The sequence below is a fragment of the Vibrio sp. D417a genome, assembly GCF_030248595.1.
Classification (GTDB): domain Bacteria; phylum Pseudomonadota; class Gammaproteobacteria; order Enterobacterales; family Vibrionaceae; genus Vibrio; species Vibrio alginolyticus.
This window is the reverse complement of sequence record NZ_JAHGAM010000019.1, coordinates 51,229-77,008: the sequence shown is the minus strand read 5'-3', so window position 1 is coordinate 77,008 and position 25,780 is coordinate 51,229. Positions and strand designations below refer to the sequence as shown.

Below are 25,780 nucleotides of genomic sequence, written 5' to 3'. Positions count from 1 at the left end.
CCGAATCAGAGAATGTATCGGCTTCTAGTCTCTGGAGAGTATGACAATGAGTATAGAAATTTATGTAGAAGCTGCGATGGTGAGAAAGCAAAGAGGTCGTCTTGTTGGTGGTATTGCGTACATAGCACTTGATGCTAATGGGTGTATTGATCATGAAGATTGGGAGTATTTTGACTATGTCACAGACCGGGCTTATCTAGACCTATCGGCGCTTGCTTTTGGGTTAAAGCATGCAAAAGGTGGAGATATTATCTATTCAAGCAGCGATTATTGCGTTAAGGGTTTTAATGAGTGGCTAGAAGGTTGGAAGAAACGAGATTGGCGTAAGGCAAATAAAGAAACAGTAGCTAATGAAGACCTTTGGCGACTGGTGGATGAAAGAAGCGCGGAGATGCGTGTTGAGGTGAGAAAAGTCGCTGCCTGTTCCGCAGGAAAAGATGCAGCTTATAGATACGCTCTCGCAGCGGCGAACCGTCAGTTGTAATGAAAATGAATCACTTGCTGGTAGTGCCAGCAAGTGATTCATCTTTGTGTGTTGCTCTTTACAGGAATTGTTAGCTGTAGCCTCAGAGTAGGGTAGTAGGAAAAGTAAAAAATTACATAGGGGCCTTTGTTATGAGTTGAACTACATAACAAGGTTTTAAAATGTTGAATTTTCTTAATTTAGAGCAAGTGGAAACCAAAACAACACTATGCAAAAGTACCATCTATAAGCTAATGAAAAATGGGGAGTTTCCAAAAAACTTCACAGTATCAGGTAAACGTAAGGCCTGGGATGAAAAGGCGGTTGAAGATTGGATGATGAGTAAAATGGAGAACTCTGAACTGTAAATCAGATAGAAAATGACACAGATAAGGTTTGTATTATCTACAGGTTATCAATTTTATAAACCAAGACGTTGCTAGTGAGGAAGCCATGTTTGTAGTATGCCTAGAACAGAGCGCGCAAGGCTATCAAAGAGTGCATAAGCAACGTCATTAAAAACTGCGACAATGCCCTCATCTTCAGACTCGTTGAAGCTGGCACAAGAGCTCGATGTTCATACAGAGTATTTCTTTCTCCCACTCGGGTGAAGTTAGAAGGTGTTGAGTATTGTAAATTTGTAAGACGCTTAAGAAAAAGCTGGAACGAATCAATGGTGACCTACTGGGCCAAGCTGTAGAGCTAATTATTCAAATGCGTCACGAATGAGATCTTGACCTAAATTTTTATTCAAGATATTAGCGATACACTAGGGTGGCACTGTTGGGCTATTTGTATCGTAACTCATAGTTGGGGATTTAGTTTACAAGGATAATGTTTGCGAAGTTTCCTTTATATATTATTTATTGAAGAAAATTCAAGCTCAAGGCAAGACCTATTTCTTGAATCTTCTGCCTTCTATTTTCTGGCCAGTGTTTAGTCCTTAAACCAAGCAACAAGATGATCGATTAGGGCTCTAATTCTTGCCGTTAAATGTCGGTTCTCTGGATACACGGCGTATAACCCCATCGGTTCCACCTCCATCTCTTCGAAAAGCAACTCGAGATCACCTGATTTGACATAGGTTTCGACGGCGTAATACGGTCCAACTCCAATACCTAAACCACCACGCGACATATTGGTAATTGCCCTTGGCGAATCTGCATTAAAAGTTCCGGATACTGGGTAAGAAACGACTTGGCCATTGAGATTAAAATGCCAGTTTTTCGAATCAGTGGAGCTACGGAAAAGCAGGCAGTTATGATTGATAAGTTCTTCAGGATGAGAAGGCCGACCATTGATACTTAGATAGTCTGGGGAAGCAAAAAATACCACCCGCATATCCTTTAGTTTTCGTGCCATTAAGTTCGAATCTTGCAGCTTACCAAACCTTATTGCAATATCTACACCTTCTTCCACTACCGCGACATGCCTGTCTGACAGTTGAAGCTCGACTTTTACTGCTGGATGCTGCTTTTGGTAGCTTATAAGCGGCTCTATCAACTCTTTGCTTCCAAAACCCGTTGATGCTGTTAACCGGATAGTCCCGGAAAGCTCTTTCTGGCGATCTTGTACTAGGTCTTCGAGTTCATCAAATTGCTCTAGCATAGGTAGGCAGCGTTCATAGTAAGCGCGCCCTGTTTCAGTTAATGTCACGCTGCGTGTAGTTCGATAAAACAGTTGTGCATCTAATCTCGCTTCAAGTTGCCGAACATACTTACTTGCGAGCTTCGTACTTAGGTCAGATTGCTTTGCCCCTTGAGTAAAGGATTTTTGACGCGCCACATTCACAAAAACACGCATCGCTTCAATAGTGTCCATAAAACTCCCTTATCCCCGCTGACCTCAGAATTACATTTATCCACAAAATGTACATTATTATTGTATATATGGGTAGATTATAACCTATTAAGATCCTTATATACTCCTAACATACGCAAACAAACCAGTCAGTTTAGGAGTTTACAATGTCACATAGTATTCGAATTCACAGTTTCCCACTATCAGGCCACGCACACCGTGTGGAACTATTTGCAAGCATTGCCAACATTAAACACGAAATTGTTCATGTTGACCTTGCATCGGGAGAGCACAAAAAAGAACCATTCTTAACGTTAAACCCTTTGGGACAAGTTCCGGTCATTGAAGACAATGACGTTGTTATCAGCGATTCAAATGCCATCCTCGTTTACTTGGCACGCCGTTATGCTCCAGACTTTCTTCCTTCGGATCCTGCACTAGAAGCTGAAGTGCAAAAGTTCTTAACGCTGGCCGCTGGTGAAATAGCTTTTGGTCCCGCTGCAGCCCGTCTGATTACAGTTTTTAATGCGCCACTAGATGCCCAGTTTTGCCAGGTTGTTGCTGAAAAGGCACTGACCAAGCTCGATACTCTAATCGCACATAAAGATTTCTTGGTTGGTGATCGACCAACCATTGCAGATATTGCTGTCTACTCATATGTAGCTCACGCTCCCGAAGGCAATGTTTCGCTAGACAAGTACCCGAATGTACTACGCCTGCTAAGGAACATTGAGGATCTTGATGGTTTCAAAGCGATGCCTCGTACCGCAGTTGGGCTCCATGCCTAACACGGCCACCTTGTATTAGAACCATTAAGCAAGACAACCATAAAACAACGACTCCAAAAGCTGAAAAGTGACACCGCTCCCTTTCATAAGGGAAAGCGAACATTGCAGTATCGAGTCGGTAATCGAGAAGCCACTGGGCGTTATACTCGTCAGGTGGCTTCTCCCTCCCATGCCCGGACCGCTTCGCCAGTTTCTTTATCAATTACCATTCAGGATTGATAACTGTTCAGCTATAAAAAAGGCTCTTAGCAGTAAAAAGCCTTGATGGTTCTAAAGCAATAAAGCATCCGAATTGAATAACAGCAAAAAATAAGGGGGCTCTATGTCTGTTTTATCTTATCATCCGGGGGAGTTAGCTGCCCAAGACAAAGCGGGGACAAAAGGCGCTGCCGCTGAACTCGCTGTCGGCAAGCGCAGTGCTCTTAGCTTCTCTTCTAGTCATGATGCGTTTTTGGCAGCTCAATCATTTGCTGCTTTAGCAAGTGTTGATTTAAGGAGTCGGTCTGTGTGGGTGACCCCTTTGTTTGGCAAGGCTGGTGATTTGACGGCTATTTCAGAACACGAAATTGTAGTCTCCCAAAGTTGCATCCCAAACTCTGAAACAATTGAGTTTATTGAACCAGGCACGCCTCTTTCTTTGTTAGGTATTGATTTAAACCGAAGAATAAGACATCGCATTAACGGTGTCTCGATGTCCTCATTGAAACGAGAGAGCCATGGGTTGAAATTACAAGTTGAGGAATATAGTCCTAACTGCCCTAAATACATTAACCGCAGACAAATCATCCATGCGTCAAATAAAGCACCTGTGTTAAACAAAGATGCAAAAGCGGAAAGCCGGACTCAGTTAACTCCTGATGATCAAGCATTTGTCCGAAAAATGGATACTTTGTGGATCGGTACCTACGCACCTGGTGTGGGTGCAGATTGCAATCATAGAGGTGGGCAACCAGGTTTCATCCGGGTCGTATCACCATCCACAATAGAATGGCCGGAGTATCGCGGTAATGGCATGTTTTTTACCTCGGGCAATTTGGAATCCTGTAATAGAGCTGGGGTTACTCTGGTAGATTTTGAATCAGGTAGTATGATTCAAATGACAGGTCGAGCATCTGTAGATTGGGCACACGATGGCAGTTATGAAGGCGCTTCAAGGAAAATAGTATTTACTATAACAACTCTTGTCCGAACAGACAGTGTAACCAACCTTCGTTGGCAACGCTTAGATTACTCTCCTTATAACCCAGTAGTAGAGGGTGCAGAAATCTTAGACTCTGACAGTGACTATCCGCAAGTGGCAACATTAGCGAAAATTGTGGACGAGAACGAGTATGTCAAGACTTTCCGTTTTGTGGTACCGCGGCGCATAGCTTTTCTTCCTGGGCAATATGCTACTTTTGAGTTTACCGATATTCCCGATGGAGAACCTCTAGAGGTACGTACTTGGACCCTATCGGAAACACCCAATAGTATTAATGGCGACAATACATTAGATATTACAGTGAAACGTGTCCCAAATGGGTTGGTAACGAACTGGTTGCACGACTACGCGACAATAGGTATGCAAGTTCGCTTGCTGGGTGTTCAAGGTGAAATGACTGCGGTGCGATTGGGCATAGAAACACAAAAGCCGATTGTTCCCAAACATTTGCTGCTACTGAGTGCTGGTATTGGTATTACGCCTAATCTCGCGATGGTTCGTGGCATTGGCGCATTTTCATTACAAGATCAAACCGACATCACCATGATCCATATAGAAAGACATGAAAAGTACCTCATTAGCCAATCAGAGCTGTTACGCCGAGCAAGGAGTTACCCTAATTTCAATTACACAAATATCATTAGTAGCCGGGAGGGACGGTTAACAGAAGAGGCACTGAAAAGAATGGTACCTAATGTGACTAATCGCGAGGTCTATATATGCGGCCCGACTCAATTTATGAGAGATATGACTGAGTATTTAGTTTCCTTAGGCGTCCCGGCTGAACAAATACATACTGAAAGTTTTGAGTTTTGAGTTTTGAGTTTTAGTTTAGTTACTACTGGTTTGTTTATTTGAATACAGGAACTTTGGGTTTTTGTTAATAAAAAACAAAACCCTATGAGCAGGTCGTCGGGTTTTGTTGGTTATTGGCAAAGCTGAGTTTTAAAGTAACTGAGAAGCAATCTTCTGTTGTTGAATTTTGCCCGTTGGATCGCTCTGAGTTTTGATAGAGACAAACTCTCGTGACCAATCAGAAGTCTGGGAGCGAATTGGTGGCTCATCCATGAGTGCTACATTGACCACTACGTTAGCCACTTCATCTGCATCTTGGTAACTCCCATCAGCGGAGCGATCTTGAGCTCCACCAATATACTTCTCTAATATAGGGCGATATTCATCTTCTAACATGCCACCGGTTTGTTGGAATTGCGCTAATACATTATTGGCAAACTCGGTTTTGATGCCTCCAGGCTCTACGTTGGTGAAGTTAATACCAAAGTTAGGGGTAATGTAAGTAGCAACTGATTCTACGTACCCTTCAAGGGCAAACTTAGCAGCACAATAGAACTCGTTAAATGGCTGACCAACCATGCCACCAACCGATGAAACATTAATGATATGCCCAGTACGGTTTTCTCTCATGTGAGGGAGTACTGCTTTAATACAGCGAACAACCCCATGGAAATTGACATCCATAACCCAATGGATTTCTTCTTCTGTCGCTTGCTCTGTTGTTCGCACAAACCCTGCTCCAGCATTATTGACCAGTAAATCAATCCTGCCCGTTTGTTGCAGGATATCCTGAATACAACGATCAACGCTGTCGGTATCAACGACATCTAACTGCATGACATTGACGTCAACTCCAGCCTCCTTTACTTGGGTATCAAGCTGGTCTCGTTTGGCTAGGTTTCGCATGGTAGCGAAAACCTTATAGCCAGATTTAGCCAATTGGATTGCAATACTAATTCCAAGGCCTGTTGATGTACCGGTCACAACAGCAACTTTCGACATGTGTTCATATCCTTATATTTAGTGGAACTTGCGATACTCAGTAGGAGTTACGCCAACTTTCTTTTTAAATAAGCGTGCAAAATACTGCGGGTACTCAAAACCGAGTGAGTAAGAGATAGTGGCAACAGATTCCTCTGACTCCAACAGACGGCTCTTTGCTTGGTCAATCAGATGTAGGAGGATCCACTCCTTTGCGGATTTGCCCGTCTCCGCTCGTAGGCCATCGGTTAAGTAGCGACTTGTCATATTCATAACATCAGCGACATCTTGAATCTTAGGCAGTTCTTCTCTGTTACTTTGTGCTAAGAGCTGGTCCAGTGCGACGATAAACTTATCGTATAGAGAGCCGGTAGATTCTTGGCGCAATAAGAACTGGCGGCGGTAAAATCTATCGGCATATTTCAGTAGTGTTGTGATGTGAGACAGGATGATATCTCGGCTGAACTCATCGTAGTTACTATGACACTCAAGCTCGATAGATTCTAAAATGCTATCGACTAATGCTTCTTCTTTGGTAGAAAGGTGCAAGGCTTCGCTGACGGCGTAACCAAAAAATGAGGCTTTGTTAAGTAAGTTTTCTATCTCATGCCCTCGGACAAAATCCCGATGAAACATGATCACCTTACCTTCTGACTCAACCTTGATCCCGTTGGTAGCAAACACCTGATTTGGTGCGAAGAAAATCATCGTGCCATTTTGGAAGTCGAATTCCGTTTTGCCGTAGAGCAGCTTGCCGGAGACTACATTCTTTAGTGCTATGGCATAAAAGTCTGTTGTAACGCTGCAGTGACTGCCGAGGCAACTAACAGCTGACGAGTTAACTTTAGATATATTGAATAACGGGTGTAACGGCGCTGGCTTTCCTAGCGCTGTGCAGTAATCCGTGATGTTGTCATAATGAATTTTCTTCATCAAACTAGCCTTCTTAACCGAATATACTTAGTTTAGAAAAACCACCCTATTAGATCACTAAACAAACTCACATAAAGTGGATACAAATTGACACGAGGGGACAAGATATTACCTTGTTGTGCTTTGAGTTAATATTGAGAGCCACCGCTTTCTGTGGTGGCTGAGATGTACGGCTCAGCCCCTGAAGCGCCAATCATCATTCAGGCCCAGCCCTTTTCCTGTCAAACTTTCTAGCCCCAGCAGTCGTCGTACTCCCGGATGCTCTGATTTCAGCAGTTGGTCAACATTGCCTGAAGTCACATCCAACTCTTCAGCATTTATCATGGTATAGAAGTGTCCACCGGGCGATATTAAACCATTGATCATCTCCCTGGCTTACAACGGGCCCAAGAGGCTCTTTAGATATAATCTCCGGGAGTATCACCGTGGACTCCGGCTTCTTCAGGGTAAGCTTTAGCGCATAAAGGCCAGACTGATCCGTAGTAAGCACATCACACCGGCCTGCATCGAAGCCCTTCAGAATCTGGGCGTCGGTATCAAACACGACCGCCTGATAGGACATATCTTGGGAGCGAAAATAATCCGCAAGATTCAGCTCAGTTGTGGTACCGGATTTCAGACAGACAGTGGCACCGGCCAGCTCTTTAGCGCTGGTGATCCCGCTCTCCTTTTTGACCATAAAGCCCTGGCCATCATAGTAGTTGGTGCCCACAAAATTGAGCACCTGGCCGGTATCACGGTGATAAGTCCAAGTCGTACTATCTGCTAAGACGTCAACCTCTCCAGACTGGAGTGCCGTGAAGCGTTCTTTCACGGTCAAAGGCAGATAGTTTACTTTCGATGTATACCAAACACAGCAGCAGCCAAGCCCTGACAATAAGCCACATTTAAACCACTCCACTCACCATCAGAAGATACGTTTGAAAAGCCCGGCATGCCCGTACTTACACCACATTTTATATGCTCGGACTGCTTTATGTTATTTAGTTTACTCTCCTCAGCCTGGGCATGAGTCGATAATAAAGCTGTTGATGCGATAGCGCTAAAAGCCATCAGTTTTAAGTTACGTTTCATGTTTTACGTCCTGTAAATATCAAGTTTAAGAATTGATACATGATTCCCGCTGCATACTTGCTAGATATTTTCCGTTACTGGAACGTAATCTTTTAAATAGTATTCATGGCAGTAACGACTTCATCTAAAGAACGAACCGCTCCTGTCTGCAGGTATTCCATCGCTTTAAGGGATGCATCGTGAGCTTCGACTGAAGAGCCGGCAACACAATCCTCAATGACACGGCAGAAATAGTCTGACTGATGTGCATCAACAAAAGTGTAGTGAACACATACATCTGTTAGTCCACCAACCAGTATCAGGGTTTCTACTTTGAGCCCTCTTAACAGGATCTCTAAATCCGTGCCGAAGAAGGCAGAGTAACGACGTTTCTGAATAACATAGTCATCGGGCAGAAAACCCAGTTCATCCTTAGCAATCTCCGTTTCAGGGTTATTATCTAGGCAGTGAATATCTTCACTCCCATCCAGTTCACGCCCCATATCAATAAGGTCCGCCCTGTGGATTTCCTGAACAAACACAACCGGAATATTATTTTTTCTTGCTTCATCAATCGCGACTTTTGCTCTTGCCATACGGACGTCATACTCCGGCATATGATCAATTGAGCGAACTTCTTTCTCTACAAAAGTACTTTTTTGAATGTCAATAACGATTAATGCAGAACGACCTTCTAGCAGATCTCTTTTCGATCCATTTGGAACTGGCATCTTGTATACCTCTATAATTTATTATTCACTCGTTTTGTTAGTGAATATTTGTTCATGCAAAAATCATATATTGAAGGGAGCCGGTCGAATATTAGTTAAAAGTTGTCTCTAGCGTTGCTTTTAACTACACTCAAACCACACTGATAGAACAAAAGGAATTGTTTTGTCTAACTCATTAAGACACCTGAACGCACTAAGAGCCTTTGAATCCGTCGCCCGGAACAGCAGTGTATCTAAAGCTGCGAATGAACTTAAAGTTAGCCATAGTGTTGTTAGTAAGCACATAAAAAATCTGGAAGAAGCCTTTGATACTAAGCTGTTCACCAGAAGCGGAAACCGCATTGAACTGAATGAAAATGGATGGAGGCTTTTCCCACGGGTTGCCAATGCATTTCAAATCTTAAGGGATGCAGTCGAAGAGATTGAACACAAACCACACTACAACAAGGTGACGATTCTCGCCGAGCCGGCGATCTCTTTTCGTTGGCTTAGGAAAAAGATATCCCTGTTTAATCATCAGTACCCATCGTTTGAAATGCACCTTATTCCATCTCTCAATGTATCAGGTCAGGATGATCAGCATGTTGATATTGTGATTCATTTTGAGGAGCGACTTTTAGCTGATACCAATACGCTCAGACGACTTTTTCCAATCGATGCTTTCCCGGCATGCTCACCGAAGATGCTGGATAGAATTGACGCGGAAAATGAACTTTCTGACATCAGCAGCTTACCCTTGATTCATGATAACGGGCGTCAGACCTGGCAGCAGTGGTACCAGCAATATATCCCTGGGGATAACTCCTGGACTCAGGGTAAGGTGTACACGGACTTTTCTATGGCGATTGATGCGGCGATCGATGGGGAAGGCATTCTACTCGCTGACGAGGTAATCTGTAGGCGAGAGTTAGAAAACGGAGATCTGATCAAACTGGATGACCGGGTTTTAAGGTGCACCTGGTATACGATGTCATTAAAACCGAACCTTCCCCCTGCTGGGGCAACCATGGTCTTTTATAATTGGCTAATGGACCAAAGTCCCTCATCTCCCTGAGTTCGTCAACTAAGAATACAAAAATCAAATCAGTATCTTAAACCGCCTTGACCAACAAACATATCATTACCTTTTAATAAGCTCACAGTAATCATAGGAACGTAGCCTTCAGGTTAAAAAATCGTAGGGAAACTGGCGACTATCAGCTATGTATTGATAGATTTAACTAAAAGATAATGGGAGACTTCTGTGTTACGAAGTGCCAACTGTGAAGACTCTGGACAGAACCTTGCCAATGAGTTTACTAAATTAGCAACTCATTAATAACTATTTGTAAGGCAAAAATGGCAAGTTAATGCGCCTTATTAAGGTGCGAACTTTGTCTCTTTAAGTTATGAGAAATGACTCCTTTGGAGTCATATATCTAGTTTTCTTCTATAGGGTTAGAAATATCGTCTAAGATTTCTTCGCGATCACAGTGCTTGAGGAAGAAATATAGAGATGAATCGATTACCTTAAGAACTTTTCCGCCTCGGTCATAGTCCACGAAAGGAGGTTGGATCTTTTTAGATACTTGGCTTTCTGTGAGATTATGAAGGAATTTACCCAAATCACTAGACCTAACATCATCTGGTCTGTGATGAATTTTACGAATTTCATCCAAAAGAACAGTACGCTTTAACCCTTTTTCTATGTTCTCGAAGTTTTGCGTCAGTAATAATTTTATAAAGTAATATGGGTACGCTAAGGATGGTTTACCACTCTTACTACTTGTACGTTTTGTAATATCAACAAAAGCTTCAAAGTTTCTTATGTGTCTAACCCCATATTCTTGCGCTTTTGTTTCTAGTGCGTCGTCTAAATGCTTTTTAGTTATAACAACAAGCTCAGGAGAGGTCTCTTCAACACCAGCGTTCAAACAGCATTGTTTACATATTTCTTGGACAACGCCAACACTGTCGAATGAATCCGAAATCAATCTATCTTTGACTTCAGAAAAATCGACATTTAGTAACTTTTGACCTTTAGCGATGACTTTCTCGAAATCTGCAGAAGACCACGGTTCGACAGGCACCTCTGTCACACGATCTAACAAATCACCGTTAAACTGAACAAGACGGTTTGCTTCTCTCCAAATGCCTAAAATAATAAAAATCAAATGGTGATCTTGAAAAACTCGCAAATCATACGCTAGTGTTTCCTGCACACTAAGCTCAAGGTAGTGGAAGTTTTCAATGACGACGTACTTGTTAACATTAAACTTTTTTAGAAGTTCTGATACATCTTGAGCAAGTTCTAAGTTGTACTCAACATACGTTTTATGAGATGTGACTTTATCCGATTTTTTGTCTGATAAGTCGGCGCTGACACTAGTATCACCAAAGAAAGGGATCTTAATTTTAAAGCCCGTACTGAGTTTTCCGCCATGCTCGTAAGCATCTTCACTAGACTCAGATTCTACGTATGAGATATTTGCTTGGCGCAAAATGGACTTATAAATATCCACAGACTTTGTTTGAGGTGAGCATTCAACCTTGATGTAATCACTTTCGGATAGATGGTTGAGGATTAGAGACGTTTTACCTTGTTTAGAAGAACCATAAACTATTACTTCATTACCATCTTTAATAGCCTTTTTAAATTTTTCATCAACGGAGTCACGTTCAATATAAGAGCGGATTAGTTTGCTTCTTACCCCAAATACATCTGCGGTTAGATAAGTTGTCATTAAAAGTTCCCTTATGATTTTTATGCAACTCATTTTTTGGCGTTGCGCACGAATGATATACCGTGACACATGCTACATCAACTGCAAGGGTATTAAGAAACAGAGTACCTTATACATGTAGATCATAAAGTTAGGCTTTCAGCCCTGTACTACTTTACGAGGTATACGAATAGCTATCGCTCAAACACTGGCGGACTATGCTTGCGGGAGATCATAGCGGACAGCATGAGTAAAATGGATAACTTTTACTAGGGCAAAAGTGCATGAACAGGATGTGAATGAGTACAAAGTCTAGCCAATAACGGGGCAGAAATGTGTTAATGATTTTACTAATTTAGTGAAAGGTGAATTACCTGAGGTGTGGAAAATCTTAACTCCAAAAACGTAAGATCTACCTCTACTGTTTCGCTACTTCAATTGATACACGCCTAACTACTTAAGTAAGTCTCTGATAAAATTGTCTCAATCTTTCAGTTTCATAACTTCTAAATCAGTTGTAGATAGATCAATCAACCTTTTCAAAAAACTGGTTATGACTAGTACATAAAGTGGTAAATGTCGTAGTAATTACTGGATTTCCTTCCTTTAGCACTGAATAAACGTCAATACTGTCTATCTGCGTGTATTTGAGGTAGTCATCTGTGAATTTTCTACTTCGACGTACAAAGACATGAGCTGACTATTTTAAATTGCTCAAGTGCCTATTAATTCAACATGTCAAAATCAAGATTTAAGCAAACCAGTTCGAACCTTTTGGGGAAGGTTCTCTTAATCAAAGTAAGGGTAAAAAACAGGTTGTAACTCATGGTTTGACCCTGCTACCACTGCTTTATAATTTACTGGGTGTCAATAGGGAGCTTAGTGGATTTTGAGCTGTATGAGTGAAAGTTAGACGTACGGTTCTCAGGAGGGAGATCTGATAACAGGTGTTGCTTATCCGACAAAATCAACTTGTTATAGTAGTATGATTAATTTCTCAATAAATGTATATGAGATCAAATGAAGCTCTGTTCACATTCGATGAGTCAATCAGTATCACTAAATTAACCCATTAGAATGAATCCAGTTGCTAGCCTTGCAAGATAAGAACGTTGGCACTTACCATTTGAGTAAATTGAAAAAGGGTAAGTCTACGATAATGATACAATCGAGGTACTGTATAAGGTTGGTAGCAAGCTGTCCAAGAGGGCGCGCTTCCACTCTAGTGGCTCGGTCCGCTCTCTGTACGTTTGTCCGAGCTTTTTCTCAACATAAAAACACTGCTAGGTGGTTCTTCATAAAAATTTTATCTACGGCAGTAGGCGACGAATATTTTCAAGACAAGCGAGCACCTCTTGTTTGTCATATAAAGAATCTGCTTTTTCACTTGTACTTTGTCTGATGACTAAATTGACAGGCAGCACCTCAGAGATTGTTCCCTCTGGTTTTTCCATTTGGCTGAGCATTAATTTAACGGCTTTACGGCCCAATTGGTCGAAGTCTTGTTTGATCGTGGTTAAAGGCGGTGAAAAATATTGACTGTCCTGAATACCATCAAATCCAATGACAGAAACCGTCTTTGGCACATTGATGCCTGCTTCTGACAGAGCGCATAAAACACCGAGTGCCATTTGATCATTGGCGACTAATACCGCATCAAAGTCTATACCTTTTAGCACAAGGTCTTTAATCGCTTTGTGGCCACTAGCTGCTTGCCAATCACCTTCATAACAAGCAACTTCTTTGGCTCCATGTTTTTGGAGTTGTGTTTGCCACGCGTCGTAACGAATTTTAGAGGCGGTCGATTCAGATGGGCCAGAAATACACACGAAGGAATCGCGTTTTTGTTCAATCAAATGTAATACCGCCAAGTTCGCTCCTGTATGATGATCACACCTAACATGATTGACAGGGGTCCCTTCAGGAACATCAATGAATACTAATGTTAGTTGGCTGAACTGCTCAATCAGACACTGTGCTATGTCTTGATTTACGGGGGCATTGATAATAATAGCATCGACTTGTTGTGCAATAAGCTCTCTAATCGCATCGCGAAATTCATCAATAGAGTTGTTTGCTAACACGGTTAACGCTGTCCCGTAGCCCATCTCATGCGCTTGGTTGCGAATTCCGTTGGCAATCAGAGCCACACCGTGCAGAGAGATATCCAAGGAAACAATGCCGATGATCCGAGACTTAGCTCGGCTCAGCATTTGTGCACCTTTGTTTGGTACATAGCCAAGCTTTTTTATCGCATCGTTGACTCGTTTTCGCGTTGCTTCCGCGACGTTATCTGCGCCATTGGTTACGCGGGATACGGTTTGAGTTGAGACCCCAGCTAACCGCGCAACATCTTTAAACGTGACTGCCATTGCATTCTCCTATCCAGATTTTCGATTCATTCTACCAGGTTCATTCAAATGTTCTCGTGATTAATGTCGTAAAAACATGAATAAATGTTTCCGGAAACATAAGATCGACCACACAAAAAACACCCTATTAAAATGATCTTAATCACACTAATTAGGCTTTTTTGTCGCAATGGAGCTGAATAAGCGCATCATTATTTATAGATTAAATGTTTGCGAAAACAGAGAAGCGGTATGCAAAAGTTTGTTCACTTAAAATCTAAGAATCACAGCATGATCATTAAAGTAGATCGTGTTCCTGAAATCCTTCATTGGGGAGCGAAAATTGCTCAGGTTGACCCTGATTTAATCCTCTCGACCGAGCGTCCTATCTCTCAGGCTCGCCTTGATGTCGACGTGCCGTTATCACTATGTCCAGAGCTTGGTAGTGGTCACTTTAATGCGCCTGGTATTGAAGGACACCGAAATGGCGATGATTGGGCGCCCGTGTTCATAACCAAATCTATCGAGCAAAATGATGGTAGTGCAACATTTATACTTCAAGACGACATCGCTGGGCTTGAGTTGGTCATTGAGCTGCACCTTGACTTCAATAGCGACGTGGTGCAAAAACGCATCTCAATAAAGAACATCGCGTCAAGCGAGTATTGTTTAGATAAGCTTTCGTCCACTTTACCGTTGCCTAATCATGCCAACGAACTAATGACATTTCACGGACGTTGGTGTCATGAATTTCAAACTCAACGTTTGCGCTTTGAACATGGTGGCTTTATGCAAGAAAACCGCCGTGGCCGAACCTCTCATGAAAATTTCCCTGGTCTGTTCGCTGGCACGAATGGCTTTAGCGAGCAGTTGGGTCACGTATGGGGCTTTCACCTTGGTTGGAGTGGTAATCATCAACTGCGCGCTGATGTTCGTAGTGATGGTCGCCGCTTTGTTCAAGCCGGCGAGTTGTTACTCTCTGGCGAAAAGCGTTTAAAAAGTGGTGAGACATACCAATCCCCGTGGCTTTATGCAACATACAGCAACTCGGGTTTGAACGGTATTTCACAACGATTCCATGAGTTTGTTCGCGCCAATATTATCCAGTTTCCAAGCGGTAACCCCCGCCCGGTTCACTTAAACACATGGGAAGGTATCTATTTTGATCACAACCCTGAGTACATCATGCAGATGGCAACCGAAGCCGCTGAGATGGGGGTCGAGCGCTTCATTATTGATGATGGTTGGTTCATTGGTCGTGATGGTGAACGTGCCGCGCTTGGTGACTGGTATTTGGATGAAACGAAGTACCCAAATGGTCTTGAACCAGTGATTGAGCACGTAAACAACAAAGGTATGGAATTTGGTCTTTGGGTTGAACCCGAGATGGTCAGCCAAGACTCAAACCTATATCGCCAACACCCCGATTGGGTATTGAGTCTACAAGGCTACCACCAGCCTTCAGGTCGTTGGCAATACGTGTTGGATTTGCAAAACAAAGATTGCTTCAACTACCTGTTTGATCGTTTGAATGATTTACTGACTCGATACAACATTGGGTACCTAAAGTGGGACATGAACCGTGAGCTGGTACAGCCAGGTCATCAAGGTAAGCCAGCTGTACATGGTCAAACGAAAGCGCTTTATCGTCTGTTAGATGAACTTTATGCGGCACACCCTGAAGTCGAGATAGAGTCTTGCTCTTCAGGTGGTGGTCGTATTGATTTTGAAATCCTTAAACGCACTCATCGCTTCTGGGCTTCTGATTGTAATGATGCGCTCGAACGCCAAGCTATTCAACGTGGTATGAGCTATTTCTTTCCGCCTGAAGTAATGGGTGCGCACATTGGCCCTGCGGAATGTCATTCAACTAATCGTCGTCATGCAATCAATATGCGTGGAGTGACGGCGTTAAGTGGTCACATGGGCGTTGAACTCGATCCAGTAAAAGAGAGCGCTGAAGAAAAACAAGCCTTCGCCCATTATATTCAATTGCACAAACAGTATCGCGACTTGCTTCACTCTGGGCGTGCTTTCCGTATTGACCCAGCAGATCATAGCCAGAACATCTATGGTGTTGAAAACGGGAAAGAAATGCTGATTACGGTCTGCCAACTGACCATGCCAAATTACGCGCTATCATCTCCACTTCGAGTGAGTTGCGCAGATGAAAAAGCCAGTTACGAAATCAAGATTGTGGAAATGCCACAGACCAGCTTTCAATTGATGAAACAACGTCCGAAATGGCTAGACAAAACCCTGACGCTAAGTGGTGATAACTTGAAAGAAATTGGGGTGACGCTTCCGATCCTCGATCCCGAATCAGCGCTTATTGTTCACCTCAAAAAACGTTAAATCTCTATCTGCCTCCTCTGGCGACCAGTTTCAACTTACGTTGTTCCTGATAAAACACTCCTATACTCGCTAGAGGGGCACCCTACAACCAACAAGCAAGTTGAATTGCTTAACTTGTTAAGGAAACAAAATGTCTATTACAGTATTACTTTCGTTTTTGCTGTTTACGGGCTTTGTTGTGGTGTTCACTTACAGCAAAGTTAAAAATGATAAACACACCTCTCAAGATGGTTTCTTCCTTGGAGGACGAAGTTTGACGGGCGGACTGATTGCCAGCTCGCTAATTCTTACCAATTTGAGTGCAACCAGTTTTGTCGGTATGAGTGCTCAAGCCTACACCCACAATATGAGTGTAATGGGGTGGGAAGTTGCCTCTGGCGTTACTCTGGTTGTCATTGCGCTGCTGCTTGTACCGCGTTACCTCAAGCAAGGTATCACCACCATTCCAGATTTCTTAGAAAGCCGTTATGACATGTCGGTGAAGAAGTTCGTTACTTTGTTGTTCTTGTGTCAATACGTCATCAACATTCTTCCTACTACTCTTTACGCTGGCGCAGTGGTACTAGGCGAAATCTTCGATGTACAAGGTTTATTGGGTATTTCTGAATTTAGCTCCATCGCACTGATCTCTGCCACGATAGGTTTGTTAGGTTTCTTTTACGCTATTTATGGTGGTCTAAAAGCTGTCGTTATTGCTGATACCTTCAATGGTGTAGGACTGATTCTTGGTGGCCTAATGATTCCTGTATTTGGCCTGATGGCATTAGGCGGCGGTAACTTTATAGAAGGTTTGGACGTGTTGCTCACTGCCGCACCAGAGAAGCTGCAATCCGTAGGTAAAGAAACGGATCCACTGCCATTTTCTACTCTGTTCACGGGCCTATTATTGGTGAACTTGTATTATTGGGGCACCGACCAATCCATCATTCAGCGTGCGCTTGGCGCAAAGAACCTGAAAGAAGGTCAAAAGGGTGTCATTCTCGCAGGTGCAATTAAGGTTATCTCTCCATTATTCCTTATCATTCCCGGCATTATTGCCTTCCACATGTTTGGCTCTGATGCCGGTAATCCCGACACAATGTATACGCGCTTAGTGAATGAAGTGTTACCCAAGCCTCTTGTTGGCTTCTTTGTTGCGGTTATGTTTGGTGCCATATTAAGTACGTTTAATGGTGTGTTAAACAGTTCTACGACACTATTTGCATTGAACGTTTATAAGCCATTATTTGGTAAAGATAAGTCCGATGAAGAGTTAGTCGGTAAGGGGCGCCTATTTGGAGTCATCATTGCCATTATCTCTGTTTGTATTGCACCGTTTATCCTATATGCACCAGAAGGTTTATTCCAATATTTACAAATGGTTGCTGGCTTTTTCAGTGTGCCTATCTTCACCATCGTGTTCGTTGGTTACATTTCAAAACGTGTACCAGCTATTGCAGCCAAAGTTGCACTAACGATATTTGTGAGCTCCTATGCTGCGATGCAATTAATCTTTGACACCCCAATCCACTTCTTACATCAATTAGCGATTTTATTTGTAGTTTGTACTTTATTGATGTTTGCGATTGGTCATTTTATGCCACGTGATACGGATTATGTGATGCCAGTGAATGAAAGCATCGACGTGACGCCATGGTCTTTCCGCTTTGAAGCGTCCGCGGTCATTCTCTATATGGTGTTAGGAGCGTATGTGATGTTTTCGGACGTAGGTTTTGTTTCAAGCGACCCAACGGTCATGCAAGTGTATGGTTTTTGCGGTGTTATCTTAATGCTTGGTGTGACCTTTAACTATTTATTGAAACGTAGGAAAAGCAAACAGGTAACCAAGCTTAATGATATGTACATGCCGTAATCAAACCACACTAATTATTTAATCATTAAAAACGGACAGCAAGTAGATAGATCGGTATGCCCGAATATTGCGCATGATGCGGGTATACCTGATCTAGAGATTTTTACGTTGAAAGGTGGAAAAGTATTTATGTCAGTTCTTGTCACAGGCGGAATGGGGTATATCGGTAGTCACACATGTGTGCAGATGATCAAAGCTGGTATGGAACCAATCATCGTAGACAACCTATGTAATTCCAAAATAGAGGTATTAAATCGTATAGAGGCACTAACAGGGCAGCAACCAGCTTTCTATCAAGGCGACATTCGAGATGAAGCCTTTTTAGACTCAGTATTTAACAAACATGATATTCAAGCTGTGATTCATTTTGCTGGTCTAAAAGCCGTTGGAGAATCCGTTTTAAAACCATTGGAGTATTACGATAATAACGTTAATGGTTCATTGGTGTTGGTGCGCAGTATGCGCAAAGCGGGTGTAAAAAGCATTGTATTTAGCTCATCTGCAACGGTTTATGGTGATCCTAAAGTTGTGCCTATTACGGAAGAGTCACCAACAGGTGGAACCACTAACCCCTATGGTCGCAGTAAATACATGGTGGAAGAGTGTTTGAGTGACCTGTTTCAAGCTGAACAGGATTGGAGTGTGACTTTGTTACGTTACTTCAACCCCGTTGGCGCACACCCGTCGGGCACCATGGGCGAAGATCCACAGGGGATTCCAAACAACTTGATGCCGTTCATCGCTCAAGTCGCGGTTGGTCGCCGCGAAAAATTGTCGGTATTCGGTAGCGACTATTCCACACCGGATGGTACTGGTGTGCGTGACTACATCCACGTAATGGATTTGGCTGAAGGCCATATCGCTGCCCTGAAATCGGTCGGCGAAAAAGCCGGCTTGCATGTGTACAACTTAGGCACGGGCAAAGGTTCGAGCGTGCTTGAAATGGTCGAAGCGTTCTCAACCGCATGTGGTCATCTAATCCCTTACGAGATTTGTCCTCGGCGCCCTGGAGATGTTGCAGAATGTTGGGCCAGTACTACAAAAGCACAAAGAGAGCTCGGTTGGAAAGCTACCCGCAGCATTGCTGAAATGACGGCAGATACGTGGAATTGGCAATCGAGTAATCCTGACGGGTATTAATGTACTCGAAACTTCTTATAAACAAATTGATGAGTTTGGTGTGTGCCAAATCGAATACAGACTAAAAAAGATGAGCAAGTAATATGTCAAATGTTGAATTCAACCCAGTAGAACATCCCCATCGTCGTTACAACCCATTAACCGGGCAGTGGGTTTTGGTCTCTCCTCATCGTGCTAAACGTCCTTGGAGTGGGGCTGATGAGAAACCAGATATTAACGAACAACCAAGCTACGATGAAAAGTGCTTCCTTTGTCCAACTAATGCGCGTATTTCAGGGGATGTTAACCCAGATTACCAAGGTACATACGTATTCCAAAATGATTTTGCAGCATTGATGGTGGACTCACCAGATGCACCTAAGTCAGATAATCCGCTCTTCAAATCTCAGGGTGTGCGTGGTTTGAGCCGCGTCATCTGTTTCTCGCCTGATCACAGCAAAACCTTACCGGAATTGCCAGTTGATAAAATTCGCAGCGTGATTGATACATGGAATGATCAAATCGAAGAGTTAGGCAAAGACTACATTTGGGTTCAAGCATTCGAAAATAAAGGTGAAACGATGGGGTGTTCTCAACCTCACCCGCACGGCCAAATCTGGGCAAATAGTTTCTTACCAAACGAAATTGAGCGCAAAGAGCGAAACTTAAAAACGTACTATCAAGAGCATGGCAGTAACTTGCTGATTGATTACGTGCAAGCTGAACTCAAAGACGGTTCACGTACAGTGGTTGAAACTGAATATTGGATTGCTGTTGTACCGTACTGGGCTGCATGGCCGTTCGAAACCATGCTTCTTCCGAAAGTACACATACGCCGCATGAGTGAGCTAACTGATGAGCAACGTGATGACCTTGCCGTTGCTATCAAAAAGCTGACGAGTCGTTACGACAATTTATTCCAATGTTCTTTCCCTTACTCGATGGGTTGGCACTATGCGCCATTCTTTGAAGAAGGCACCGATATCGACCATTGGCAATTACATGCGCTGTTCTACCCACCACTACTTCGTAGTGCCACGGTTCGCAAGTTCATGGTGGGGTATGAAATGCTCGCAGAAAGTCAACGAGACCTAACAGCGGAACAGGCTGCACAACGTTTACGCGACTTAAGTGATGTGCATTATAAAGAGTCATAAACTCTCGAGAACCATTGATAACGAACAAAATGGGGAGTACCGCCTTGCGATGAAATATGAGGCTCAAAGTGCTTCCCCAACCCCAAATTTATATCTTAAGAGAACGCCACCTATGTCTGATTTAATCCAAAATGTTGAAAACTCTTTTGAAGAATTGCTGGGCTATGCACCGAGTCATATTATTCAAGCTCCTGGCCGTGTAAACCTCATTGGTGAGCATACTGACTACAATGATGGTTTTGTGCTGCCATGTGCAATCAATTACCAAACGATAGTCGCTGCGGCGAAACGTGAAGACACCCTAGTACGCGTGGTATCCGTGGATTATGGCAATGCAATTGATGAGTTCGATATCAGTCAAGAGATTGTCTTCCAATCTAACCAAATGTGGGCAAACTATATTCGCGGGGTGGTGAAAAGTCTTCTTTCTCGCGGTTACCAATTTACTGGAGCGGATATTGCGGTTGGTGGCAATGTTCCGCAAGGAGCAGGTTTAAGCTCATCGGCTGCATTGGAAGTGGTGATAGGGCAAACGTTTAAAGTACTGTTTAATCTAGAAATCAGCCAAACAGAAATAGCCCTAAATGGTCAGCAAGCAGAGAACGAGTTCGTTGGTTGTAACTGCGGTATCATGGACCAAATGATTTCGGCAGAAGGTCGTGAAAACCACGCAATGTTATTGGATTGCCGTAGTTTAGAAACTGAAGCGGTACCGATGCCAGAGGACATAGCGGTTGTAATAATCAACTCGAACAAAAAACGTGGCTTGGTAGACAGCGAATACAACACGCGTCGTAAGCAATGTGAAGAAGCGGCACGCACGTTTGGTGTGGCAGCGTTACGTGATGTTACTATTGAGCAGTTTGATGAAAAAGTGTCTGAGCTGGATGACATGGTCGCGAAGCGAGCCCGCCACGTGATCACAGAAAATGACCGCACTGTTAAAGCGGCGCAAGCACTTCGTGCGCACGACATAAAGCGTATGGGCGAACTCATGGCGGAATCACATGTTTCAATGCGTGATGACTTTGAAATCACAGTTAAAGAAATCGATACTTTAGTTGAAATTGTGAAAGATACGATTGGTGACCAAGGTGGTGTGCGAATGACTGGCGGTGGTTTTGGTGGTTGTGTTGTTGCTCTGGTTCCTATGCATTTAGTTGAGCGTCTAAAACTCGCCGTTAAAAATAAATACGAGTCCGCAACTGGACTTAAGGAAGATATATACGTTTGTAGAGCAACCGATGGAGCTGGAATCCTTAAAGGAAAATAAGCTACGGAGCTGCTCATCTTACTTGTGTGCTTGCTATGCCAGCATATGGAATATGCTGGCATAGCAGAGAAGGAGACGAGTCAAGCAACGGAAACTTGGCGTAGTTGACTTTTAATTAGTCGGAGACTGTCCTGATTTCTGTGTAATTGTCTAAGCTTAAGCCTTAAAAAGGCTAAGGATAAACAACATGGATAAGAAAGCACTTGAAGCTTTTTCTCGTAAAGCTGCCAAATCAATCATGACAGAGTCCGATCTTGATGATAACCCTGGCTACGAAAAGCACGCTACTAAACTCGGCTCAAACTCCCGTAATGGCTACTCATCTAAGTCGATTCTCACTGATGATGACGAGGTTCCTATTGATGTGCTGTGCGACTGAGGTGCGAACTTTGAACCCAAGTTGGTTCGTAAGCACCAGACTCGATTCCAGCCCAAGACCAAGACCGAATATGAAGCCTTGTTAGCGCTAGAAATGTTCTCTGATAAATGGGACGTCAAATACCCTCAAATCAGCCGTTCCTGGACAGCCCACTGGGATAACCTCAATACATTTGTTTAATTACCCTGAGGACATCAGGAGAGCGATCTACACGATCAACGCTATCGAGTCATTGAACTGTGTGATTAGAAAAGCCAAAAAAAAACGTAAGCTGTTCCCAACGGATGAATCGGCAAGGAAAGTGATCTTCTTAGCGATCCAGGATGCTTCCAAGAAGTGGACGATGCCCATCAGAAACTGATTACAAGCCCTGAATCGCTTTATGATTATGTTCGAAGATAGACTGACAGATTATATTTAACTGTAACCTGGTAACCATACGCAAGATAAAGGAGTTATTGCAGATGGAAAGGTGTTTTAGCTTCACATAAAAAGTCCAATCCATCTACGCTTGGAGCAAGTTAATGATGTTCAGATAGTTTCTGTTTGAATTGCGTGCCCACAACACTCTTCATCTTTGATGAACTTAACTGCTTTTCTGCTTATAGTTCAGATAGCAGAAACGAAGATATGACTCGATCGGACCGATAGTTTAAAGAGCTGCAAATTCAGAAATGTGCAGGGCTAGCATATTTAACGCATCTCTCCGCTCTTCGAAATAATCATGTCGGTCATAAATCCCTTCAACACCTTTTAACTTGTGATTCAAGCACCTTTCGGCCACATGGCCGGGAGTGCCTTGTTGTGCCAATAAAGTGCGGCACGTACGGCGTAGATCATGAATGGTAAAGTGAGGCATATCCCCCATAAGATTCGGCGGCTGTTTCTTTTTACCTGGTTCATGCCCGAATAGTTTGGTAATCGCACGATTAAGCGTATCTGGCCCCATATGTGGATTTTTACTGGATCGGCGGCTAGGGAATACATACTCAGAGCCTAAGCTTCTCACTTTCAGTTCTTCAAGCCACTCTAATACTGGTGTCGCTAAAGGGATAGTAAGAGCGACATTGGTTTTGCTGCGTTCTTTTGGGAGTTCCCACACTGCTTTTTCTAAATCAAACTCTTCCCATCTGGCTTCGCACAGCTCGGATTTACGCACACCTAAGCACACTAGTAAGGCGCATGCTAAATAGTTGTCACGGGTAAAGCTCGTCGGTTTTTGTTTAGCGGTATTAAAAAACTGCTTGAGTTCTTCGGTAGTTAAGGCTCTATCTCTGCTCTTTTCCACACCCCCAGCATCCCGAACCGTAAATGCAGAAGCAGGATTACCTTGCATGAGGTCGAGCTTCATTCCATGGTTGAATAGTTGTTTACAATAGTTAAGAGCGTCATTCGCAATTGCGGGTTTTCCAGCAGCAGTGATGGCATTAATAGTGGTACGAATATCACGAGCGTTGACTTGCTCAAGCGGGATATCGCCGATATGAGGGGCAATATCTTTTAAGAAGACACGTTTAGGAATGTTAGGGTGCTTTAAACGTTTTTCTAGGGATGGATACCAGTCTGAAAATAAGTCGTTAACGGTTTTTATTTTTTCTTGCTCTGCGCGCTTGCGTTGTATGAGCGGATCAAACCCTTCACGGACTTGTTTCATTTTTTCGGCAGCTAGGAGTCGGGCGTCACGCAAAGATATGTCACTGACTTTGCCGAGTGTCATTTCGCGGCGCTTTTTGTTAGATGTGAAACGTAGCATCCAGCTAGGATAGCCAGAATGGGGAACAACCAAATACAAACCACCACCATCACCATAGCGCTTTGTTTTATCCCCACTAGTTTTAATTAATGCTTCCACTTTCTTAACTGTTAACTGAGACATCCTAACCTAACTCCACACCCATTAAATCGGCAGAACCTTACTTTACCCACCATGATAATCTAATAGTAGTGTAACATACCCACCACTTTAACCACCAGTTGGTGGTGGTTAAAGGTGGTTCTCTATGGACCTGTATGGAATTTTATTATAGTTAAGTTTTTGATATTAAATGCTTTAAATAACAATATGGAGGCGTGTGGAAATCATTCAATATTCTGGATCTGCTCACGCATCTGTTCAATTAGAACTTTCAGTTCAACGCCCGATGCGGTGATGTCGGTGCTGATGGATTTCGACGCTAGCGTGTTCGATTCACGGTTGAACTCTTGCATCATGAAGTCCAGACGACGACCGACTGCGCCACCTTTTTTCAGAATGTTTGTGGTTTCTTTTACGTGAGAATCAAGACGGTCTAGCTCTTCTGCTACGTCTGATTTCTGTGCCAGAAGGATAAGCTCTTGCTCAACGCGAGATGGGTCTAGCTCTACTTTCGCATCTTCAAATTTAGAGAACAGACGCTCACGTTGCCACTCTAGTATTTCTGGCATGCGTGCGCGCACTTTCACAACTTCTGATGTGATCGCTTCTAGGCGTTGCTCAATCAGCGCCTTCATGTTCTCGCCTTCACGAGCGCGCGCTTCAATAAATTCATCCATTGCGCCATCAAACGCTTCTAGTAGCACTTTATTTACCGCATCCATGTCTTGCTCTGGCGTTTCCATTACCCCCGGCCATTGCATGACTTGAAATGGATTGATTCGGCTCAGTTCACCAGTCATGTGCATGACTTGTTCAGCGGCTTTAATTACCTGGCTAGCAAGCGCTTCATTGATGCTAAGCTCACCTTTTGCGGCAGGGTTTGCTTCAAAACGCAGATTACATTCTACTTTGCCTCGCGCTAAGCGCTTACGAAAGCGCTCACGTAAAACGGGCTCTAACCCGCGAAATTGTTCTGGCATGCGGAAGTATGTTTCTAAATAACGCTGGTTCACGCTGCGGATTTCCCATACCGCAGAACCCCAATCGCCTTTTACTTCTTTGCGTGCATACGCTGTCATACTGTAAATCATCGAATTTTCCTGTCTTCATTTTTTGAAAATTACTTCAAGAGTGTATCACGCTGCGTCGATAGGTGCGCGGGATGTATGGATTGTTTATGTTGTGCCAGCGGCGTAACCTATGAATCCGGAATCGATTCCGTTATAATCTTCGCCCAACCAAATCGTCTTCTCCTCATATTTAAGGTAGATGCCCATGCGTCCAAACGATCGCAAGGCGGATCAAGTTCGCCCTATCAAAATTACTCGTAACTACACAGCTTACGCTGAAGGGTCAGTGCTAGTTGAGTTCGGTAACACCAAAGTGTTGTGTAATGCGACCGTCGAAGAATCTGTGCCACGTTGGCTAAAAGGTCAAGGTAAAGGCTGGGTTACAGCTGAATACGGCATGCTACCTCGAGCAACACATTCTCGTACTCGTCGTGAAGCGGCAAGTGGAAAGCAAGGCGGCCGTACGATGGAAATTCAGCGTCTTATCGCGCGAAGCCTACGTGCAGTTGTCGATCTAAAAGCCATGGGTGAGTTCATGATCACCGTTGACTGTGACGTTATCCAAGCTGACGGTGGTACGCGTACTGCATCCATCAGCGGCGCAAGTGTTGCAATGGCCGATGCATTCCAACACCTAGTAGATAGCGGCAAGCTAAAAGCGAATCCAATGAAAGGCCACGTAGCGGCAGTTTCTGTCGGCTTGCTAGGCGATGAAGTATTGTGTGATCTTGAATACGTTGAAGATTCAGCGGCAGACACAGACATGAACGTAGTAATGACCGAAGAAGGTAAGATGATTGAAATTCAGGGCACCGCAGAAGGTGAACCGTTCAGTCACGAACAGCTGATGGCATTGCTCGAGTCGGCGAAAGTCGGCATTACGGAAATTGTCGCAGCGCAGAAGGCGGCGTTAGCCAATTGA

Annotated in this window: 20 protein-coding genes and 2 pseudogenes; 13 read left to right on the top strand and 9 right to left on the bottom strand. The window is 43.5% G+C overall.

Features of this window, described 5'->3' with window-relative positions:
• The first annotated feature begins 46 nt into the window (after positions 1–46).
• Positions 47–484 carry an RNase H family protein gene (locus KI742_RS18215; RefSeq protein WP_285385047.1) on the top strand — a complete coding sequence of 146 codons (438 nt, stop codon included), beginning with the start codon at positions 47–49 and terminating at the stop codon, positions 482–484.
• A 161-nt stretch (positions 485–645) separates the two neighbouring features.
• Positions 646–831 (top strand): AlpA family transcriptional regulator, encoded by a 186-nt coding sequence (locus KI742_RS18210; protein ID WP_285385048.1) that lies wholly within the window; start codon positions 646–648, stop codon positions 829–831.
• A 568-nt stretch (positions 832–1,399) separates the two neighbouring features.
• On the opposite strand, the gene KI742_RS18205 is transcribed toward KI742_RS18210, so the two are convergent.
• Positions 1,400–2,284 (bottom strand): LysR family transcriptional regulator, encoded by an 885-nt coding sequence (locus KI742_RS18205; protein WP_285385049.1) that lies wholly within the window; start codon positions 2,282–2,284, stop codon positions 1,400–1,402.
• Between the two features lie 146 nt (positions 2,285–2,430).
• Between KI742_RS18205 and KI742_RS18200 the strand changes: the two genes are divergently transcribed.
• Positions 2,431–3,051 carry a glutathione S-transferase family protein gene (locus tag KI742_RS18200; RefSeq protein WP_285385050.1) on the top strand — a complete coding sequence of 207 codons (621 nt, stop codon included), beginning with the start codon at positions 2,431–2,433 and terminating at the stop codon, positions 3,049–3,051.
• Between the two features lie 322 nt (positions 3,052–3,373).
• On the top strand, positions 3,374–5,068 hold the full coding sequence (locus KI742_RS18195; RefSeq protein ID WP_285385052.1) for an FAD-binding oxidoreductase: 1,695 nt from the start codon (positions 3,374–3,376) through the stop codon (positions 5,066–5,068).
• Between the two features lie 129 nt (positions 5,069–5,197).
• Here the strand turns inward: KI742_RS18195 and KI742_RS18190 are convergent, their stop codons facing one another.
• The 4 genes and pseudogenes from KI742_RS18190 to KI742_RS18175 all read right to left on the bottom strand — a co-directional run bounded on the left by KI742_RS18190 (position 5,198) and on the right by KI742_RS18175 (position 8,745).
• The gene (locus tag KI742_RS18190) at positions 5,198–6,049 is read right to left on the bottom strand and encodes an SDR family oxidoreductase (RefSeq protein ID WP_285385053.1); all 852 of its coding nucleotides are present in this window, start codon (positions 6,047–6,049) and stop codon (positions 5,198–5,200) included.
• Between the two features lie 18 nt (positions 6,050–6,067).
• A complete protein-coding gene (locus KI742_RS18185) occupies positions 6,068–6,961 on the bottom strand; it encodes an AraC family transcriptional regulator (RefSeq protein WP_285385054.1) in 894 nt (297 codons plus the stop codon).
• A gap of 180 nt (positions 6,962–7,141) precedes the next feature.
• Positions 7,142–8,035, bottom strand: a pseudogene (locus tag KI742_RS18180) (amino acid ABC transporter substrate-binding protein); the annotation flags it as partial.
• Between the two features lie 92 nt (positions 8,036–8,127).
• Positions 8,128–8,745: a cysteine hydrolase gene (locus tag KI742_RS18175; RefSeq protein ID WP_171934530.1), complete on the bottom strand. Its 618-nt coding sequence runs from the start codon at positions 8,743–8,745 to the stop codon at positions 8,128–8,130.
• Between the two features lie 163 nt (positions 8,746–8,908).
• Between KI742_RS18175 and KI742_RS18170 the strand changes: the two genes are divergently transcribed.
• The gene (locus tag KI742_RS18170; RefSeq protein ID WP_285385055.1) at positions 8,909–9,799 is read left to right on the top strand and encodes a LysR family transcriptional regulator; all 891 of its coding nucleotides are present in this window, start codon (positions 8,909–8,911) and stop codon (positions 9,797–9,799) included.
• A 364-nt stretch (positions 9,800–10,163) separates the two neighbouring features.
• On the opposite strand, the gene KI742_RS18165 is transcribed toward KI742_RS18170, so the two are convergent.
• Positions 10,164–11,468 carry a hypothetical protein gene (locus KI742_RS18165; RefSeq protein ID WP_285385056.1) on the bottom strand — a complete coding sequence of 435 codons (1,305 nt, stop codon included), beginning with the start codon at positions 11,466–11,468 and terminating at the stop codon, positions 10,164–10,166.
• Between the two features lie 1,289 nt (positions 11,469–12,757).
• Positions 12,758–13,819 carry a LacI family DNA-binding transcriptional regulator gene (locus KI742_RS18160; RefSeq protein WP_064377016.1) on the bottom strand — a complete coding sequence of 354 codons (1,062 nt, stop codon included), beginning with the start codon at positions 13,817–13,819 and terminating at the stop codon, positions 12,758–12,760.
• Between the two features lie 231 nt (positions 13,820–14,050).
• Between KI742_RS18160 and KI742_RS18155 the strand changes: the two genes are divergently transcribed.
• From KI742_RS18155 to KI742_RS23595, 7 genes and pseudogenes are all read left to right on the top strand, one after another.
• A complete protein-coding gene (locus KI742_RS18155) occupies positions 14,051–16,153 on the top strand; it encodes an alpha-galactosidase (protein ID WP_285385057.1) in 2,103 nt (700 codons plus the stop codon).
• A gap of 130 nt (positions 16,154–16,283) precedes the next feature.
• Entirely contained in the window at positions 16,284–18,005 is a 1,722-nt protein-coding gene (locus tag KI742_RS18150) for a solute:sodium symporter family transporter (protein WP_140367273.1), read from the top strand.
• Between the two features lie 129 nt (positions 18,006–18,134).
• Positions 18,135–19,145, top strand: coding sequence for a UDP-glucose 4-epimerase GalE (galE, locus tag KI742_RS18145; protein ID WP_285385058.1), 1,011 nt, complete (start codon positions 18,135–18,137; stop codon positions 19,143–19,145).
• An 83-nt stretch (positions 19,146–19,228) separates the two neighbouring features.
• A complete protein-coding gene (locus KI742_RS18140; protein ID WP_285385060.1) occupies positions 19,229–20,281 on the top strand; it encodes a UDP-glucose--hexose-1-phosphate uridylyltransferase in 1,053 nt (350 codons plus the stop codon).
• A gap of 112 nt (positions 20,282–20,393) precedes the next feature.
• Positions 20,394–21,554 carry a galactokinase gene (gene galK, locus KI742_RS18135; RefSeq protein WP_285385061.1) on the top strand — a complete coding sequence of 387 codons (1,161 nt, stop codon included), beginning with the start codon at positions 20,394–20,396 and terminating at the stop codon, positions 21,552–21,554.
• A gap of 187 nt (positions 21,555–21,741) precedes the next feature.
• On the top strand, positions 21,742–21,933 hold the full coding sequence (locus KI742_RS23600) for a hypothetical protein (RefSeq protein ID WP_373417456.1): 192 nt from the start codon (positions 21,742–21,744) through the stop codon (positions 21,931–21,933).
• A gap of 63 nt (positions 21,934–21,996) precedes the next feature.
• Positions 21,997–22,294: pseudogene (locus tag KI742_RS23595) on the top strand (transposase); the annotation flags it as partial.
• A 291-nt stretch (positions 22,295–22,585) separates the two neighbouring features.
• Here the strand turns inward: KI742_RS23595 and KI742_RS18125 are convergent.
• Complete coding sequence (locus tag KI742_RS18125; RefSeq protein ID WP_285385062.1) at positions 22,586–23,809, bottom strand: site-specific integrase; 1,224 nt, start codon at positions 23,807–23,809, stop codon at positions 22,586–22,588.
• A gap of 203 nt (positions 23,810–24,012) precedes the next feature.
• On the bottom strand, positions 24,013–24,879 hold the full coding sequence (locus tag KI742_RS18120; protein ID WP_005384776.1) for a YicC/YloC family endoribonuclease: 867 nt from the start codon (positions 24,877–24,879) through the stop codon (positions 24,013–24,015).
• A gap of 184 nt (positions 24,880–25,063) precedes the next feature.
• On the opposite strand from KI742_RS18120, the gene rph reads away from it, so the two are divergent.
• Positions 25,064–25,780: a ribonuclease PH gene (gene rph, locus KI742_RS18115; RefSeq protein WP_031780917.1), complete on the top strand. Its 717-nt coding sequence runs from the start codon at positions 25,064–25,066 to the stop codon at positions 25,778–25,780.

Bases quoted from the DNA above. Each gene is read 5' to 3' on its own strand.
- KI742_RS18215 (WP_285385047.1), top strand. From the start codon at position 47: ATGAGTATAGAAATTTATGTAGAAGCTGCGATGGTGAGAAAGCAAAGA.
- KI742_RS18210 (WP_285385048.1), top strand. From the start codon at position 646: ATGTTGAATTTTCTTAATTTAGAGCAAGTGGAAACCAAAACAACACTA.
- KI742_RS18205 (WP_285385049.1), bottom strand. From the start codon at position 2,284: ATGGACACTATTGAAGCGATGCGTGTTTTTGTGAATGTGGCGCGTCAA.
- KI742_RS18200 (WP_285385050.1), top strand. From the start codon at position 2,431: ATGTCACATAGTATTCGAATTCACAGTTTCCCACTATCAGGCCACGCA.
- KI742_RS18195 (WP_285385052.1), top strand. From the start codon at position 3,374: ATGTCTGTTTTATCTTATCATCCGGGGGAGTTAGCTGCCCAAGACAAA.
- KI742_RS18190 (WP_285385053.1), bottom strand. From the start codon at position 6,049: ATGTCGAAAGTTGCTGTTGTGACCGGTACATCAACAGGCCTTGGAATT.
- KI742_RS18185 (WP_285385054.1), bottom strand. From the start codon at position 6,961: ATGAAGAAAATTCATTATGACAACATCACGGATTACTGCACAGCGCTA.
- KI742_RS18175 (WP_171934530.1), bottom strand. From the start codon at position 8,745: ATGCCAGTTCCAAATGGATCGAAAAGAGATCTGCTAGAAGGTCGTTCT.
- KI742_RS18165 (WP_285385056.1), bottom strand. From the start codon at position 11,468: ATGACAACTTATCTAACCGCAGATGTATTTGGGGTAAGAAGCAAACTA.
- KI742_RS18160 (WP_064377016.1), bottom strand. From the start codon at position 13,819: ATGGCAGTCACGTTTAAAGATGTTGCGCGGTTAGCTGGGGTCTCAACT.
- KI742_RS18155 (WP_285385057.1), top strand. From the start codon at position 14,051: ATGCAAAAGTTTGTTCACTTAAAATCTAAGAATCACAGCATGATCATT.
- KI742_RS18150 (WP_140367273.1), top strand. From the start codon at position 16,284: ATGTCTATTACAGTATTACTTTCGTTTTTGCTGTTTACGGGCTTTGTT.
- galE (WP_285385058.1), top strand. From the start codon at position 18,135: ATGTCAGTTCTTGTCACAGGCGGAATGGGGTATATCGGTAGTCACACA.
- KI742_RS18140 (WP_285385060.1), top strand. From the start codon at position 19,229: ATGTCAAATGTTGAATTCAACCCAGTAGAACATCCCCATCGTCGTTAC.
- galK (WP_285385061.1), top strand. From the start codon at position 20,394: ATGTCTGATTTAATCCAAAATGTTGAAAACTCTTTTGAAGAATTGCTG.
- KI742_RS23600 (WP_373417456.1), top strand. From the start codon at position 21,742: ATGGATAAGAAAGCACTTGAAGCTTTTTCTCGTAAAGCTGCCAAATCA.
- KI742_RS18125 (WP_285385062.1), bottom strand. From the start codon at position 23,809: ATGTCTCAGTTAACAGTTAAGAAAGTGGAAGCATTAATTAAAACTAGT.
- KI742_RS18120 (WP_005384776.1), bottom strand. From the start codon at position 24,879: ATGATTTACAGTATGACAGCGTATGCACGCAAAGAAGTAAAAGGCGAT.
- rph (WP_031780917.1), top strand. From the start codon at position 25,064: ATGCGTCCAAACGATCGCAAGGCGGATCAAGTTCGCCCTATCAAAATT.